The organism is Micromonospora rifamycinica, assembly GCF_900090265.1.
GTDB lineage: Bacteria > Actinomycetota > Actinomycetes > Mycobacteriales > Micromonosporaceae > Micromonospora > Micromonospora rifamycinica.
This window is the reverse complement of record NZ_LT607752.1, coordinates 2,011,414-2,028,504: the sequence shown is the minus strand read 5'-3', so window position 1 is coordinate 2,028,504 and position 17,091 is coordinate 2,011,414. Positions and strand designations below refer to the sequence as shown.

Genomic DNA, 17,091 nt, shown 5'->3' with positions numbered 1-17,091 from the left:
CCGTGGTGCGGTGTCGACCGGGAGGTGGCCGGTGACGGGTGTCGGCGTACGGGGACGCGAGGACGCGCGGCAGGGCTGGCGCGATTTCCGGTGGCTGTGGGGCGGCCAGAGCGTCAGCCTCGTCGGCGACCAGGTCCTGATGCTCGCCCTGCCGTTGGCGGCGACGCAGGCGCTGGGCGCCAGCGCGTTCGACGTCGGCCTGCTGGCGGCGGCGGTGAAGCTGCCGTACCTGGTGATCGGGCTGCCCGCCGGCGTCTGGGTGGCGCGGGTGGGCCTGCGCCGGTCGATGATCGGCGCGGACGGGATCCGCGCGCTGGCCGTGCTGTCGGTGCCGCTGGCCGGCTTCGCCGGGGTGCTGAGCTTCGCGCACCTGATGGTGGCCGCGCTGGTGACGGGCGTGTGCAGCGTCTTCTTCCAGATCGCCTACCAGTCGTACGCGCCGTTGCTGATCGCCGACAGCGACCGGCTGCACGCGGCCAACACCCGGCTGACCTTCTCCGAGTCGATGGCGTTGCTGCTGGGGCCGGGGCTGGCGGGCCTGGTGGTGGGCCTGACCGGAGCGGTGCGGGCGATGCTCGCCGACTCCGCGACGTTCCTGGTCAGCATGGTCACGCTGCTGCTGATCCGCCACCGTGCGGCGCCGGTGCCCGTGGTGGAGCGCGGGCCGGTCTGGCAGGAGGTCGGCGCCGGGATCCGGTTCGTGCTCCAGCAGCCGCTGCTGCGCCTGATCATGGCGTCCGGCCTGGTCTACAACCTCGGCATCGCGATGTACATGGCCATGGTGGCGATCTTCGCGGTCAACCACCTGCACCTGTCCCCGACCGTCTTCGGCCTCGCGGTCGGCCTCGGCGGAGCCGGCTTCCCGGTGGGCACGCTGCTGGCCCGGTGGCTGACCCGGCGGTTCGGCATCGGGCCGACCCTCGGGATCGCGAGCGTGCCGATCGTGGCGGGACTCGCCACCACGGTCTGCGCGTTCGGCGGGTACGCCGCGGTGATGGTCAGCGTCGGCACGTTCGTCTACGGGGCGGGCTCGGGGGCCTTCAAGACCAACGCGTTGACCATCCGGCATCTCGTGACCCCCGACCACATGTCGACCCGCGCCACCGCGGTGCACCGCTTCGTCACCTGGGGCGTCATGCCGGTGGGGGCGGTCGTCGCCGGTCTCGTCGGCGACCGGTTCGGGCTGCGGGTCGCGATGGTGACGTCGGTGGCCGTCGTCGCGACGTGCCTCGTTCCATCGCTGAGCAAACCGATGCGCCGGGCGAAGAGTCTGACTCGGACCGCGGCCGCGTGACGTCTGGGGAGAGGGAAAATGTGCGGAATCGTGGGCTGGCTCGACTTCACCCGTGACCTCGGTCAGGACGTCGAGCTGATCCGGGAGATGACCGGGACGATGCGGCGGCGCGGCCCCGACGACCACGGCGTGTGGGTCGACCGGCACGTCGCGCTGGGGCACCGCCGGTTGGCCATCATCGACCTCGTGGGTGGCCGCCAGCCGATGGTCGCGCCCGACGCCGCGACCGTCCTCACCTACAGCGGCGAGGTCTACAACTTCCGGGAGCTGCGCACCGAGCTGCAACGGCGCGGGCACGTCTTCGTCGAGCGCTCCGACACCGAGGTCGTGCTGCACGCCTACCGGGAGTGGGGGCCGGCCTGCGCCGAGCGCCTCGTCGGCATGTTCGCCTTCGCGGTGTGGGACGCGCCGAGGCGGCAACTCGTGCTGATCCGCGACCGGCTCGGCGTCAAGCCCCTCTTCTACGCGCCGCTGCCGCACGGCGTGCTCTTCGCGTCCGAGCCGAAGGCCATCTTCGCCAACCCGGCGTTCCGCCCGGCGGTGGACGAGGCGCTGCTGCCCGTCCTGCTGAACCGGCGGCTCGCGCTGCCGGGCCAGACCCCGTTGCGGGGACTGCACGAGGTGAAGCCGGGGCACGTGGTGACAGTGGACCGCGCGGGCGTACGGCAGGAGTGCTACTGGCGGCTCAGCACCGACCCGCACACCGACGACCTGCCCACCACCGTGGGCAACGTGCGGGACCTGCTCCACGAGGTGGTGCACCAGCAGTTGGTCGCCGACGTGCCGATCGCCACGCTGCTCTCCGGCGGGCTGGACTCCACGGCCACCACCGCGATCGCCGCGCGCGCCTTCGCGGCACGTGGCGAGGGCAGGCTGGCCACCTTCTCGGTGGACTTCCCCGAGGACGAGGCGTCGTTCCGCCCGACCGTCCTGCGGCCCGAACGGGACGCGCCGTACGCGCGTCTCGCGAGCGAGCGGATCGGTACGGACCACACGGTGGTCGCGCTGTCGGCCGCGGCGGTCGCGGACGCGCGCCCGTCGGCCATGCGCGCCATGGACCGGCCGATCAGCGGCCAGTTCGACGCCTCGATGTACCTGCTCTTCGCGGGGGTACGGGACCGCACCGACGCCCGCGTCCTGCTCTCCGGCGAGGCGGCCGACGAGGTCTTCGGCGGATACCCCTGGTTCCACGACCCCGCCACCCTCGGCACGGACACGTTCCCGTGGCTGGGCGACGCCCCCCGGCTGTGGCAGTGCCTGGCACCCGACGTGGTCAGGCGGATCCGGCCGGACGAGGTGGAGCGCGACCACTACCGGCGGCTCCGTGCCGCCGTACCCCGGTTGCCGGGTGAGGACCCGGCGCAGGCGCGGGTCCGGGAGGCCCTGTTCCTCAGCCTCCAGGGGCCGCTGTCCGTGCTGCTGGAGCGCAAGGACCGGCTGAGCATGGCCTCGGGCCTGGAGGTCCGGGTGCCGTTCTGCGACCACCGGCTGGTGCAGTACGTGTGGAACACGCCCTGGTCGATGAAGAAGGCCGACGGCAGGGAGAAGAGCCTGCTGCGGATGGCCGTCGCCGACCTGGTGCCCGAGGAGATCCGGCAGCGCCGCAAGAGCGCCTACCCGGCGATGCACGATCCCGGGTACGACGCCCAGGTGCTGGGCGCGGTCCACAAACTCGTCGTCGACGAGACCTCGCCGCTGTACGGCTACCTCGATCCCGAGCGGGTCCGCGCGCTGATCGAGTCGGGGAACCGGACCATGACCCACGTCAACGCGGCCCACCTGGTGCTGCCGTTACTGGAGATCGACACCTGGATGCGGGCGTACGACATCGGGGTGAGCCGGTGAAGACGGGGGCGACACGCAACCAGGTCGTGCTCGCCTGGCTGCTGCGGCAGGGCATCCGGCCCATCGTCGGCGTGAGCGACCTCGTGCAGCTCGACGAGGCGGTCGCATTCGGTGTCAGTGCTGACTATCCCCACTGAATCGGCACATCGCTGACCTGCCCATATTTGCCGGTGATCGGACTACACAACCAACTGTCCCATAGCTGACACCGCCTTTCTGGCCGGCCGCCGTTTCAGCCGGTAGACGGCCCGGTCACCGTAAGTGATCGCATCAATGGGTCCGCTGCCCCCTTCGGCCATCTATTCCGGTTGATGCAACTCGCCTATCTTGCCACCCAGAAGCGCGTCTGAGGAGGCAGCATGTCGGGACCGCTCGACCGCGGCACCATCCGATCGAGGGTCTGGGCGGGTACGCGGCTGCGATCCACCGCGACGCTCGCCGCCCTCGTCCTGTTGCTGGCCTTCGCCATCCGGGCGGACCTGCCGGACATGGTTCCGGCCTCGGTCTCCTGCGACTCCGTCGGCTACGCCTACGACGCCGCCGGGCAACTCGCCGGGGTGCAGGACCAGGCCGGTCGGACCGCCCGCTACCGGTACGACCCCACCGGCAACGTCACCTCGGTCGCCGACGACGGCAGCCCCGCCCCCGCCCTGGCCCTGCTGTCGGTGGTGCCGGCCCGTGCCGCCGTCGGTGCCGAGGTGACTCTGCAGGGCGGCTGCTTCTCCGACGTGGCCGCCGAGAACACCGTCGCGTTCAACGGCGTCCCCGCCCCCGTCACCCGTGCCGACGGTCGGCGTCTGGTCGCGCGGGTTCCCACCGGGGCGACCACCGGCCTGGTCACCGTCACCGTCGGCGGGACCACCGCGACCAGCCCGCAGTCCTTCGTGGTCACCGGCCCGGACGAGTCCGCGCCCACCGTCACCGCCGTGACGCCTCCCGTCGTGACGCCCGGCGGCACCGTCACCGTCACCGGCACCGGGTTCGCCGCCCAGACCGCCGACAACGCCGTCACCCTCAACCGCACCCGGGCCTTCCCCTCGACGGTCGCCGCCGGCAGCCTGACCGTCGAGGTACCCGCCGGGGTCGCCTCCGGCCGCATCGGCGTCCGCACCGCCCACGGCAGCGGGGAGAGTGCCACCGACGTGTTCGTCGCGCCCGCCCCCTACACGGTGGCCGACGTGGCGCACACCGCCCGGGTCGCGCTCGGCGTCACCACGCCCGTTCCGATCGCGAGCGCGGGCGACATCGCGCTGGTCGTCTTCGACCTGGCGGAGGGGCAGCGGGCGAGCGTGCAACTCGCCGACGGCACCTTCGGCTCCTGCGGCATCTCCACCGCCAAGATCCTCGACCCGTTCGGGCGTACCGCGGCGTCGGCCGGCTGCGTCGGGGCCACCGGCTTCATCGACACGGTGACGGCCCGCACGGCGGGCACGTACACGCTGCTGCTGGCGGCGGCGAGCACGGCCACCGGCTCGGTCTCCGCGACCGTGCGGGAGGTGCCGGCCGACGCCACCGCGGTCACCACGGCCGGCGGGGAGGCGGTCACCGTCACCACCACCGTGCCGGGGCAGAACGGCACCGTCACCTTCGCCGGCAGCACCGGCCAGCGGGTCTCGGTCAAACTCAGCGGCGGCACCTACGGCACCTACAACGCCGCGGTGACGCTGCGCAAGCCGGGCGGCGGCACGGTCGTCTCCCACGGCTCCTGCGGCACCGCCTGCTTCCTCGACACCACCGTCCTGCCGACCGAGGGCACGTACACCGTCGTGGTCGACCCGCAGGCCGCCACCACCGGGACGATCACCGTCCAGGTGTACGACGTGCCGGCCGACGCCACGGCGGCGACGACACCCGGCGGCCCGCAGGTCACGGCGACCACGACGGTGCCCGGCCAGAACAGCGTGGTCTCCTTCCCCGGCACGGCCGGCCAGCGGGTCCTCGTCCAGTTCACCGGTGGGACGTACGGGACGTACAACGCCTCGGCGGTGGTGCGCAAACCGGACGGGTCGAACCTCACCGGCAGCGCGTACTGCGGCGGCTCGTGCCTGTTCGACACCACCGTGCTGCCGGTCGACGGCACGTACACCATCCTGGTCAACCCCGACACCAGCTACGTCGGCGCGGTCACCGTGCAGGTCCACGACGTCGCTCCGGACGCGACGGCGACCGCCACCCCCGGGGCCGGCGCGGTCACGGTGAGCACCACCGTCGGACAGAACGCCGTGGTCGCGTTCGCGGGTACGGCGGGGCAGCGGGTGTCGGTGCAGTTCACCGGTGGGACGTACGGGACGTACAACGCGTCGGCGGTGGTGCGTAAGCCGGACGGGTCGAACCTCACCGGTAGCGCCTACTGCGGGGGATCGTGCTTCTTCGACACGGTGGCACTGCCGGTCGACGGCACGTACACCATCCTGGTCAACCCCGACGGAGTCACCGCGGGCCAGGTGGCGGTGCAGGTCCACCCGGTGCCGGCGGACGCCACGGCGACCGCCAGCCCGGGCGGCACCCCGGTCACCGTGACCACCACCGTCCCGGGGCAGAACGCCGTGGTCGCGTTCGCGGGTACGGCGGGGCAGCGGGTGTCGGTGCAGTTCACCGGTGGGACGTACGGGACGTACAACGCGTCGGCGGTGGTGCGTAAGCCGGACGGGTCCAACCTCACCGGTAGCGCCTACTGCGGGGGATCGTGCTTCTTCGACACGGTGACGCTCCCGGTCGACGGCACCTACACCGTCCTGCTCAACCCGGACACCACCTACCTCGGCCAGGCCACCGTCAAGGTCCACGCCGTACCGGCCGACGCCTCGGCCACCACCAGCCCCGGCGGCGCGGCGGTGTCGGTGACCACCACCGTGCCCGGACAGAACGCGGTCGTCTCCTTCCCCGGCACCGCCGGGCAGGTCGTCTCGGTGAGCCTCAGCGGCGGCACCTTCGGCACCTACGACGCCGGCGTGACGCTGCGTGCCCCCGACGGCTCCACCGTGGCCAGCGAGAGCTACTGCGGCACCAGCTGCTCGTTCAACGCGGTCACCCTCCCCGCCAGCGGCACGTACACCGTGCTGGTCAACCCGACCGGCACCATCGTCGGCACCATCACCGCCCGGGTCTACGACCTGCCCAACGACGCGGTCGCCAACACCACCCCCGGTGGGGCGGCGGTGTCGGTGACGACGACGGTGCCGGGGCAGAACGCGGTGGTGTCGTTCCCGGTGAGCGCGGGGCAGCGGGTGGCGGTGCAGCTCTCCGGGGGGACGTTCGGGTCGTCGGAGGCGGCGGTGACGTTGCGGCGTCCGGACGGCAGCACGGTCGTGTCGAACACGTCCTGCGGGACGTCGTGCTTCCTGGACACCACCGCCCTGCCGGTGGCCGGCACGTACACCGTGCTGGTCGACCCGAAGGGCACCGTCGTCGGCGGCATCACGGTCAAGGTGCACGCCGTACCCGCCGACACCACCGCGACCACCACCCCCGGTGGGGCGGCGGTGTCGGTGACGACGACGGTGCCGGGGCAGAACGCGGTGGTGTCGTTCCCGGTGAGCGCGGGGCAGCGGGTGGCGGTGCAGCTCTCCGGGGGGACGTTCGGGTCGTCGGAGGCGGCGGTGACGTTGCGGCGTCCGGACGGCAGCACGGTCGTGTCGAACACCTCCTGCGGGACGTCGTGCTTCCTGGACACCACCGCCCTGCCGGCCGACGGCACCTACACCCTGCTGGTCGACCCGAGAACCACCGCCGTCGGTGCGCTCACCGCCCGGGTGTACGCCGTGCCCGCCGACGCCACCGCGACCACCACCCCGGGTGGCGCGGCGGTGTCGGTGACCACCACCGTGCCGGGCCAGAACGCCGTGGTGTCGTTCCCCGGCACGGCCGGGCAGGTCGTCACCGTCAGCCTCACCGCCGGCGCGTTCGGCGGCGGCACCGTGACCGCGACGCTGCGGGCACCCAACGGCAGTGCCGCCGGCTCCTCGTCCTGCGCGACGACCTGCTCGTTCAGCTCGGTGTCGCTCCCCACCGCCGGCACCTGGACGGTGCTGGTCGACCCGGCCGCGGCGGCCGTCGGCAGCCTCACCGCGCAGGTGTACGACGTGCCGGTCGACGCCACCGTCGGCACCACCCCCGGCGGCGACCCGGTCACCGTCACCACCGTCAGCCCCGGGCAGAACGGCGTGGTCACCTTCCCCGGCACGGCCGGGCAGCGGATCCTGGTCCAGGGCACCGGCGGCACGTACGGCACGTACAACGCGACGGCGATCGTGCGCAAGCCGGACGGGTCGAACCTGACCGGCAGCGCGTACTGCGGCACGTCGTGCCTGTTCGACACGATGGTGCTGCCGGTCGCCGGCACGTACAGCATCCTGGTCGACCCGGCGTCCACCTACACCGGCGCGCTCACCGTCCGGGTGTACGACGTGCCGGCCGACGTCGCCGCCGGCACGGCCCCCGGCGGAGCCGGCGTCACCCTCACCACCACCGCCCCGGGGCAGAACGCGGTGCTGTCGTTCACGGGTGCGGCGGGTCAGCGGATCGTGGTGCAGGGCACCGGTGGCACGTACGGCACGTACAACGCGTCGGCGATCGTGCGTAAGCCGGACGGGTCGAACCTGACCAGCAGCGCGTACTGCGGGGCGTCGTGTTTCTTCGACACCACCACCCTGCCGGTGGCCGGCACCTACAGCATCCTGCTCAACCCGGACGCCCTGTACACCGGCGCGGTGACCCTGCGGGTCTACGACGTGCCGGCGGACGCGGCGGTCGGTGCCACCGTCGGCGGCCCGGCCGTGCCGGTGACCACCACCGCGCCGGGGCAGAACGCGGTGTTGTCGTTCACGGGTGCGGCGGGTCAGCGGATCGTGGTGCAGGGCACCGGTGGCACGTACGGCACGTACAACGCGTCGGCGATCGTGCGTAAGCCGGACGGGTCGAACCTGACCAGCAGCGCGTACTGCGGGGCGTCCTGTTTCTTCGACACCACCACCCTGCCGGTCGCCGGGACGTACAGCATCCTGCTCAACCCCGACGGCATGTACACCGGCACGGTCTCACTGCGCATCTACGACGTCCCCGCCGACGCTGCCGCCGGCACGACGCCCGGCGGCAGCGCGGTCACCCTCACCACCACCGCCCCCGGCCAGAACGCCGTGCTGTCGTTCCCCGGCACCGCCGGGCAGCGCATCGCGGTGCAGGGCAGCGCCGGCAGCTACGGCACCTACAACGCCACGGCCGTCATCCGCAGACCCGACGGCACGACCCTCGGCAGCAGCGCGTACTGCGGGGCGACGTGCTTCTTCGACGCCGTCACCCTGCCGGTGGCCGGTACGTACAGCATCCTGCTCAACCCCGAGGGCATGTACACCGGCACGGTCACCCTCCAGCTGTACGACGTGCCGGCCGACGCCACCGCGGCCGTCACCCCGGGCGGTGCGGCAGCCACCCTGACCACCACCGTGCCCGGCCAGAACGCCACCCTCACCTTCCCCGGCAGCGCCGGCCAGGTGGTCACCGTGGCGATGACCGCCGGCACCTACAGCCGCTACAACGCCACAGTGGTCATCCGCAGACCGGACGGCACGAACCTCGGCAGCAGCGCGTACTGCGGCGACACCTGCACCCTCAGCGCGGTCACCCTGCCGGTCGCCGGCACGTACACCGTCCTGGTCGACCCGTCGGCGGGCACCGTCGGCACCATCACCGGCGAGGTACGGCTGCCGGCCGCGGCCACCGCCGCGAAGAGGAGACCACCGGCGAAGACGCCGGTCCGGCCGGTCGGCGACGTCACCGAGACCTGGACCCCGGACCGGTTCAACCTCGCCGGTGAGGACTGGGCGAGCCACCGCACCGGCGCGTACGGCCACCTCCAGCCGACGCTGCGGGCCGACCGGGGCGTCACCGCCCTCGCCGGGCAGGCCCTGCTGCTCAACGGCCAGCCGCTCGCCGACGTCACCCTCACCGTGGGCCGGCGCGGCACCCGCACCGACGCCACCGGCCGGTTCCTGCTCACCGGGCTCACCGCCGGCCACCACGTCCTGGTCATCGACGGGGCGACGGCGAGCCGCCCCGGCCGGGCGTTCGGCCGCTTCGAAACCGGGGTGGACCTGCGGGCGGGGGAGACCGTCGAGCTGTCGTACCCGATCTGGATGACCCGGCTCGACACCGCCAACAGCGTCCGTTTCCCCTCACCCACCCGCAAGCAGACAGTCATCACCACCCCGGCCATCCCCGGCTTCGAGGTGCGGCTGCCCCAGGGCTCGGTGATCCGCGACCGGGCCGGCAAGCGGGTCACCGAACTGTCCATCACCGCCCTGCCGGTGGACCAGCCACCGTTCCCACTCCCGGCCGGGGTCCGCACCCCCGTCTACTTCACCGTGCAGCCCGGCGGAGCGGTGATCCTGCCCGAGGGCGCGCAGATCATCTACCCGAACACCCAGGGCCTCGCCCCGGGCAGCCGGCTCGACTTCTGGGACTACGACCCGGGCCGCCGGCCCTGCGTCAGGACGCCCGTGAAGTCGTACCCGAAGAAGCCCGTCAAGACGGTCAAGGCCCCCGCCGTGTGCGCGGTGACCGGCGCGCAGGCCGGCTGGTACATCTACGGCCACGGCACCGTCACTCCGGACGGCCGGCAGATCATGCCCGACCCGGACGTGCGGGTCTGGGAGTTCACCGGGGCGATGTTCAACGGCAGCGGCAAGCGTCCCGCCGGCACCGGCCCGGGTGAGGACGGCGACGATGGCGGCGACCCGGTCGACCTGGCCAGCGGTCTCTTCGTCGACGAGCACACCGACCTGACCGTCAACGACGTGCTGCCGATCTCGATCACCCGCACCTACCGGCAGAACGACACCCAGAACCGTGAGTTCGGCATCGGCGCGAACTTCACCTACGGCATCTTCATCAACTCCAAGCAGGAGTACGTCGAGGCCGACCTGATCTTCCCGGACAGCGGCAAGGTCCACCTCGTGCGGACCAGCCCCGGCACCGGCTGGGTCGACGCGGTGTTCAAGGCCGTCGACACCACCGGCCCGTTCCGGGACGCGGTGATGAGCTGGAACGGCGACGGTTGGGACCTGGTCCGCACCGACGGCATGGTCTACGTCTTCGGGGAGAACACCCCGTTGCAGTCCATCCGCGACCGGCACGGCAACCAGATCACCCTCACCCGCGCAAGCGGCGGACAGGCCGGCGACATCACCCAGATCACCTCGCCGAACGGACGGTGGATCAAGCTCAGCTACACCGCCGGCCGGGTCACCCGGGCGCAGGACAACGCGGGCCGGGCCGTGCAGTACGGCTACGACTCCGCCGGCCGCCTCACCACCGTCACCTCGCCGGGCGGCCGGACCACCACGTACACCTACGACACCGCGCACCGGATGACCACCGTCACCGACGCCCGGGGCGTCACCTACCTCACCAACAGCTACGACGCCGCCGGCCGGGTCGCCACCCAGACCATGCCCGGCGGGGTCAGCTACGGATTCGCCTACACCACGGACGCCACCGGTCAGGTGGTGAAGACGGCGGTCACCGAACCCGACGGCAGCGTCCGCGAGACCCGCTTCGACACCGCCGGCCGGGTGACCACCGAAACCACCGCCGCCGGCACCACCCACGCCCGTACCTCGACCACCACCCGCGACCCGGCCACCCACCTGCCGACCGCGCTGGTCGACCCGTACGGGCGGCGCACCACCCTCGGATACGGCCCGAACGGGCAGCTCACCGGGCTCACCACACTCGCCGGCACCGCCGCTGCGCAGTCCGCGACGGTCACCTCCGGCGGGCCGTACCGGCAGCTCACCTCGGTCACCGACGACCAGGGCCGCACCACCCGGATGGAGTACGACGACGGGGGCAACCTGACCGCCGCGACCGACGCCGCCGGCCGGACCCGACGCTACGCCTACAACGCCGCCGGCCAGGTCACCTCGTTCACCGACCCGCTCGGCAACGTCACCCGCTACACCTACGACCAGGGCGACCTGGTCGCGGTGACCGACCCGCTGGGCCGGACCACCCGCAGCTTCGTCGACGCCGTCGGCCGCCCGGTGGCGGTCACCGACGCCGACGGGGTGCTGGAACGGGTCCGCTACGACCCCGACAACCAGGTCGTCACCAGCACCGACGGCCTCGGCCGGGTCACCACCTTCGGCTACGACGGCAACGGCAACCTGACCACGGTCACCGACGCCCGGGGCAACAGCACCAGCGTCACCTACGACAGCTCCGACCGCCCCGTCACCGTCACCGACCCGCGCGGCAAGCAGGCCCACCAGACCTACGACGTGCTCGGCCGGGTCGTCTCGGCCACCGACCGGCGCGGCAAGACCACCGTCACCGAGTACGACGTCCTCGGCCGCACCACCTTCATCGGGTACGGCGTCACCGCCGGCCCGACCTACGAGAGCACCAGACGGTTCAGCTACGACACCCTCGACCGGCTCACCACCATCGACGACTCGACCGGTGGGCTGCTCACCCTCGGCTGGAACGACCTCGACCAGGTGGTCACCGTCACCGGCCCGACCGGCACCGTCGGCTACGGCTACGACGCGGCCGGCCGACGCTCCGCGATGACCGTGCCCGGTCAGCCGGCCATCTCCTACAGCTACGACCAGACCGGGCTGATCGAGCAGATCACCCAGGGCGGCACCACCGCCACCTGGCACCGCGACGCCGCCGGCCGCACCACCCGCGTCGACCAGGCCGGCATCACCGCCCGCTACGCCTACGACGCCGCCTCCCAGCTCACCCGGCTGTCCTACGAGACCACCGGCGGGGTGCCGATCGGCGATCTGCGCTACGGCTACGACGGCACCGGACGGGTGGCGGACCTGACCGGCAGCCTCGCCCAGGTCACCGTCCCCGCCACCGGGCCGACCGCCAGCTACGACGCGGCGAACCGGCTGACCGGCCGCGGTGCGCAGACGTTCAGCTACGACGACGAGGGCAACCTCACCGGCGACGGCATACGCGGCTACACCTGGAACGCCCGGGGCGAGTTGACCGGGGTGACCGGGCCGGGCCTGGCCACCGCGTACGGCTACGACCCCGCCGGGCGGCTGGCCAGCCGGACCGCCGCCGGAGCCACCACCACCTTCGGCTACGACGGCCCGAACCTCGTCCGGGAACAGACCGGCACGGCGGCCGCCGACCGGCTCACCGCCGGACTGGACCAGACGCTGGTCCGCACCGACGCCGCCGGTGCCCGGGTGCCGGTCACCGACCCGCTGGGCAGCGTGCTCGGCCTGGCCGACTCCACCGGCACACTGACCACCCGGTACGCCTACGACCCGTTCGGCGCGGTCACCACCAGCGGGACGACCAGCGGCAACACCCAGGGGTTCACCGGCCGGGAACGCGACGCCGACACCGGACTGACCTACCACCGGGCCCGCTGGTACAGCCCGGAGACGGGCCGGTTCCTCAGCCAGGACCCGGCCGGGTTCGGCGGCGGCAGCACCAACCTCTACACGTACGCCCTCAACGACCCGGTCAACCTCTCCGACCCCAACGGCGACTGCCCGATCTGCGTGCCGATCCTCATCGGGGCGCTGATCGGCGGCGCCTCCTCGGTCGGTATCGGCGCGGGCCTGGCCGCGCTGACCGGGCGCAAGTACAGCATGGGCGACGCGCTGAAGGACTTCGCCATCGGCGGCGCACTGGGCGGGCTCACCGGCGGCCTCGGTGCGTACCTGAAGGCCGGCAGCTCGGTCTGGAAGCTCAACCAGTTCGAGCGCGGCCTCGCCATCGAGGCCAAACTCGGCGGCAACCTGCCGCGCAGCTTCCCGACCATCGACCGGTTCGCCAGCGGCACCGCCACCAGCATCAAGAGCGTCGACCTGACCGCGAAGAGCTACCAGAGCGCCGGCCAGCTCACCAGCCGGTTGCAGGGCTACGTCGACAAGGCGGCCGGCTTCGCCAAGAGCAATCCGGTCACCTGGGACGGCGTCACCATCAGACCGGGGCAGGTCGCCGCCCGGGAGTTGGAGATCGCCGTCCAACGCGGCGCGGCCACCAGCGCCCAGCGCGACGCGCTCAACCAGATCGTCCAGTACGGTGCCCAGAAGGGGGTGACCGTGCGGATCATCCCGATGAGATAGACCACCGGGGACGTCCCACGGGCAGCCTGGGGCGTCCCCCTCTCCACAGAGGACACCGATGACCAGACTCGCCGGACTCGACCTGCGCAGAGGTCGGTACGTCGCCCACTCCTCCTCGCTGACCGTCGACGGCATGTGGATCGCCAACGGCACCTTCGCGCTCCTCGACGAGCCGGCCGACGACCGGGAACTGGGCGCGGCGGTGTCCCGCATGTTCGACGCCTCCCGCACTGGGGTGCCCACCCCCGACCTGCGGAACGGACCGTCGCCGCTCGCGCCGGTCCTCGACGCGCTCGGCCTGCGCTCCTACGCCACCTACGCCAAGGGCACCCGGCACGTCGGCGTCGAGCGGGACGCCGACGTGGTGCTGGTCAGCCCCACCCGCAACGGCGGTGCCCGGGAGGGCTTCGTCGAGCTCACCGAGCACACGGTGCGGCTGACCGCCCCCGGTGACGAGGAACTGGGCGCGGCACTGCGCGCCGCGCTCGACCGGTCGAGCTGAGCCATGGGCGACGAGCCCCGGCTCAGCCGGCGGACCATGCTCGCCGGCGGCGCGCTGGCCATGGCCGCGTCGGCCCTCGCCGGCTGCTCGGCCGACGCCCGTGTCCCCGACCGCCCGGCCGCCCCCGACCCGGCCGCCGGGCTGCCCGACATCCAGTTCGACGTGGCCCGGTTCAGCGCCCCCGAACAGCCCTCACCCACCGGCGGCCCGTTCGTCATGCCGCCGGTACACACCGTCTACCTGACCGCCGCGCTGTCGCGCACCCCCGGCGGCGACGACCAGCAGGAGCTGACCCGGGTGCTCGCCGCCCTGGAGTCCCGCTACCCGTTCGGCGCGGCGGACCTGATGACGTTCGTCTCCTACGGCCTGCCCTACTTCCGGCGGTTGCCCGGCGGTCTCACCGGTGACCTGGTCGGCGCGCATCTGCCCCGGCTGCTCGCCGACCCGACCCGGTCGGTGCTGGAAGAGGCGGTGCCCGCGCCGACCGACGTCCACCCGGACAACCCGGGGGTGACCAAGAGACGGTTCACCGTGCCGGTCCGGATCGAGAACAACGACCTGCTGTTCACCTTCCGCAGCGACCGGGCGGCGGTGATCCAGGACGTGTTGGCCTGGTTCGACGGCAACGGCACGCTCGCCGGCCGGCCGACACCCCCGCCGGCCTTCGCCGGGCTGCTCACGATCACCTCCAGCCGGCACATGTTCACCCAGGTCGGCCTGCCCCGCTCGGTGGCCGAGCAGAACCAGCTGTCGTACGCCCGGTTCATCCAACCCGACTCGCCGATGTGGATGGGCTTCTCCGACCAACAGGTCAACGCCTCCGGGCCACCGGAGATCTGCACCTTCGCCGGCCACCCCTCGGCCCGGCTGAGCACCGCCCGGCCCGGCGACTACCTCGACAACGGCGGTATCCAGCACCTGTCGCACGTCATCCTCGACATGCTCCAGTTCTACGACATGGCCGCGCCGGGCACTCCGCCCAGCGAGAACGGCAACTTCACCAAGCGGGTGCAGTACATGTTCCACGCCCCGCCGGTGCACCCCGGCAACCCCGACCAGCTCACCGACGGCGGCGGGCCGTCCTTCCTGCCCGCCGAGAACCGTGGGCCGGACTACGCCGCGCGCACCGCCCGGGGGATCGGTCTACCACCGGGCGAGCGGCGGATGGGTCACCTGTCGACCCTGCAACGCAGCTCCCGGGCGTCGGACGGTACCCCCATGCACCTGCGGGTGGACGGTCCGGGCTTCGACCCGCTGGACGTGCCGGACGGCAGCAGCCAACCGAAGCTGCACTTCAGCGTCTTCGTGCCGACCGCGGACTTCTTCACCCGGATGCGGCGCAGCCAGGCCTCGGTGGACCTGGTGCGCGAGCACCGGGTGGCCGAGCAGGACAACGGCCTGGAACGCTTCCTGACCTGCACCCGTCGGCAGAACTTCCTGGTCCCGCCCCGCCGGCACCGGGCCTTTCCCCTCGTCGAGCTGGCCGGCGGGTAGGGCTCCGGAGGGTCTGGTGGAAGGTGTCGCGCCGAGCCCGGAACGGGTGGTGACCGCCGTGTGCGGGCCAGCCGGATCCGGCGGATCACCGACGGCGGCTGGCCATCCACTGCCAGAGGTGGGTGCCGTGGTGGCTCGGGTCGTTGCGGGCCACGTAGATCCAGGAGAAGTGACCGGGGAACTGGTGGCCGTTCCAGACGACGTGGTCGTAGAGGGTGACCAGTGATCCCGGGATGAGGTCGTGGGCGTGGACCGTGTTGGTCTCGGGCGGCACGGTGTCGTCGTCGCGCGAGGTGACCAGCCAGGTCGGGGTCCGGATGCCCGCCAGCTCCGCGTCGGTGATCAGCGGCGGGCCGTCGCCGCCGAGCGGCTCGACGACGCCGCACACCGGGACCGACGCGGCGAACAGGTCGGGACAGGCGACGGTCATCTTCAGGGACATGTAGCCACCGTTGCTGCAGCCGGCCACGTGGATCCGGTCGGGGTCGACACGCTCCCGACGGACGAGGTCCTCGACGATCTCGCGGATCAGCGGGACGAACCGGGGGCCGTCCTCCATCCAGTAGGAGGTGCTCTGCGGGGCGACGACGTACGCGTCGGAGAAGATCCGCTGCGCCTGCGGGGTGGCGAAGCCCAACGCGCCCCGGTTGGCGCGCAGGGTGGTCTCGTTGTCGTAGTAGTCGTCGGGTAGGGAGGCGCCCTCGCCGGCGCCGTGCAGCCAGACGATCAGCGGCCGTCGGCCGTGGCGGGCCGGACGCTTCGGGGAGTACAACCGGTACTTCAGGCCCGATGCCGAGACGTGGTGGCTGAAGGCGTCCACCTCGGGGTTCGACAGCCGCCCCTGCACGAAAGCGGTGATGGTGACCGGCGGGCCGTGACGCCGGACGAGCGGGGTGTTCTGCGTGATGGTGTAGACGAGGTCCAGTTGGACGTTGCGGCCCTTGCTCAGGATGTAGCCGAGGGTGCCGCCGCCGAGTTGGCCTTCGGCGTGGCTCAGGTCGAGCACGATGTTTCCGTGCCGGTCGAGCCGGGCCGCGGTCACCGTACGGTCGAGGTCGTACTCGCTGAAGATCAGGTCGCCGGGGGCGATCGGGACGGGGCTGGTGGCCCTGGCGTGCACGGTGAAGGTGCCGGGGTGGAGCCCGGCGGCGTCGATCGGCCCGAGCCGTGCGGTGTGCAGGGTGACCGAGGTGACCTGTTCACCACCGTCGAGGGTGGTGGCGTCGAGGGTGAAGCTCACGCTGGTGGGGTGGTGGCCGGCGGCGTGGGCGGCCGGGCCGGGCAGCGTCAGGCCGACGGCGGCGCCGGCGCCACCGGCCAGGACGGTGCGGCGAGTGACGGACGTTGACATGCGACCCCCGGACACCTACGTAGACGCTCATCGATAGATGGTCAACCTAGCGCCACGGAGATCCGCTGGCAACCGGTGCCGGCTCGGATGATCGACCGGCGGTCCGACGTCGTGGGCGTCGTCGACGGGCCGGTCGTCGAGCCCGCGGCCGGCGAGGTACGCGTACGTGTCGAGGCTCTCGCAGCCCCCGCCCGCCCGGCTGGTCCGGGCCGGGTGGCCCGTGCAGCTACCGCACGCGCGGCCGGGCGTCGACAACGTCAATCGGCGCGCTGTGCGGTGATCAGGACGTACCCCGGAAAGCCACCCCGGCCAGGCTCGTCCGCCCCCTCGGTGTCCCGGAACAGCCAGTTGGTGATGCTCGTGCCGTACAGCCGCGCGATGTCGGGGTGCAGCCGGATGTACTCCCGAAGCTGCTCCTGGGCCGGGGGAGGGAAGACCGCGTGCCCGGTGACGTCCCGGATGTCGAGCACCGTGAACCCCGCCTCCCGCAACAGCGGTGCGTAGTCGTCGA

Annotated in this window: 8 protein-coding genes; 6 read left to right on the top strand and 2 right to left on the bottom strand. The window is 72.4% G+C overall.

Annotated features, from left to right (window positions below):
* Positions 1–31: 31 nt before the first annotated feature.
* From GA0070623_RS08140 to GA0070623_RS08120, 6 genes are all read left to right on the top strand, one after another.
* Positions 32–1,294, top strand: a complete 1,263-nt coding sequence (locus tag GA0070623_RS08140) for an MFS transporter (RefSeq protein ID WP_067308940.1) — start codon at positions 32–34, stop codon at positions 1,292–1,294.
* A gap of 18 nt (positions 1,295–1,312) precedes the next feature.
* Entirely contained in the window at positions 1,313–3,139 is a 1,827-nt protein-coding gene (gene asnB / locus GA0070623_RS08135; RefSeq protein WP_067308937.1) for an asparagine synthase (glutamine-hydrolyzing), read from the top strand.
* Entirely contained in the window at positions 3,136–3,276 is a 141-nt protein-coding gene (locus tag GA0070623_RS29875; protein ID WP_197700063.1) for a hypothetical protein, read from the top strand. The genes asnB and GA0070623_RS29875 overlap by 4 nt, the downstream gene beginning before the upstream one ends.
* Positions 3,277–3,498: 222 nt before the next feature.
* Positions 3,499–13,233, top strand: a complete 9,735-nt coding sequence (locus GA0070623_RS08130; protein ID WP_089003964.1) for a pre-peptidase C-terminal domain-containing protein — start codon at positions 3,499–3,501, stop codon at positions 13,231–13,233.
* A 58-nt stretch (positions 13,234–13,291) separates the two neighbouring features.
* Positions 13,292–13,735, top strand: coding sequence for a hypothetical protein (locus GA0070623_RS08125; protein ID WP_157517658.1), 444 nt, complete (start codon positions 13,292–13,294; stop codon positions 13,733–13,735).
* A 3-nt stretch (positions 13,736–13,738) separates the two neighbouring features.
* Positions 13,739–15,229, top strand: coding sequence for a DUF7405 family protein (locus GA0070623_RS08120; RefSeq protein ID WP_067315121.1), 1,491 nt, complete (start codon positions 13,739–13,741; stop codon positions 15,227–15,229).
* 85 nt (positions 15,230–15,314) lie between these two features.
* Here the strand turns inward: GA0070623_RS08120 and GA0070623_RS08115 are convergent, their stop codons facing one another.
* Positions 15,315–16,580: a prolyl oligopeptidase family serine peptidase gene (locus tag GA0070623_RS08115; protein WP_089003963.1), complete on the bottom strand. Its 1,266-nt coding sequence runs from the start codon at positions 16,578–16,580 to the stop codon at positions 15,315–15,317.
* Positions 16,581–16,837: 257 nt separating this feature from the next.
* Complete coding sequence (locus tag GA0070623_RS08110; RefSeq protein ID WP_067311998.1) at positions 16,838–17,071, bottom strand: hypothetical protein; 234 nt, start codon at positions 17,069–17,071, stop codon at positions 16,838–16,840.
* Between the last annotated feature and the right edge of the window lie 20 nt (positions 17,072–17,091).

Coding starts and splice junctions, on each gene's coding strand:
- asnB (WP_067308937.1), top strand. CDS start 1,313: ATGTGCGGAATCGTGGGCTGGCTCGACTTCACCCGTGACCTCGGTCAG.
- GA0070623_RS08130 (WP_089003964.1), top strand. CDS start 3,499: ATGTCGGGACCGCTCGACCGCGGCACCATCCGATCGAGGGTCTGGGCG.
- GA0070623_RS08125 (WP_157517658.1), top strand. CDS start 13,292: ATGACCAGACTCGCCGGACTCGACCTGCGCAGAGGTCGGTACGTCGCC.
- GA0070623_RS08120 (WP_067315121.1), top strand. CDS start 13,739: ATGGGCGACGAGCCCCGGCTCAGCCGGCGGACCATGCTCGCCGGCGGC.
- GA0070623_RS08115 (WP_089003963.1), bottom strand. CDS start 16,580: ATGTCAACGTCCGTCACTCGCCGCACCGTCCTGGCCGGTGGCGCCGGC.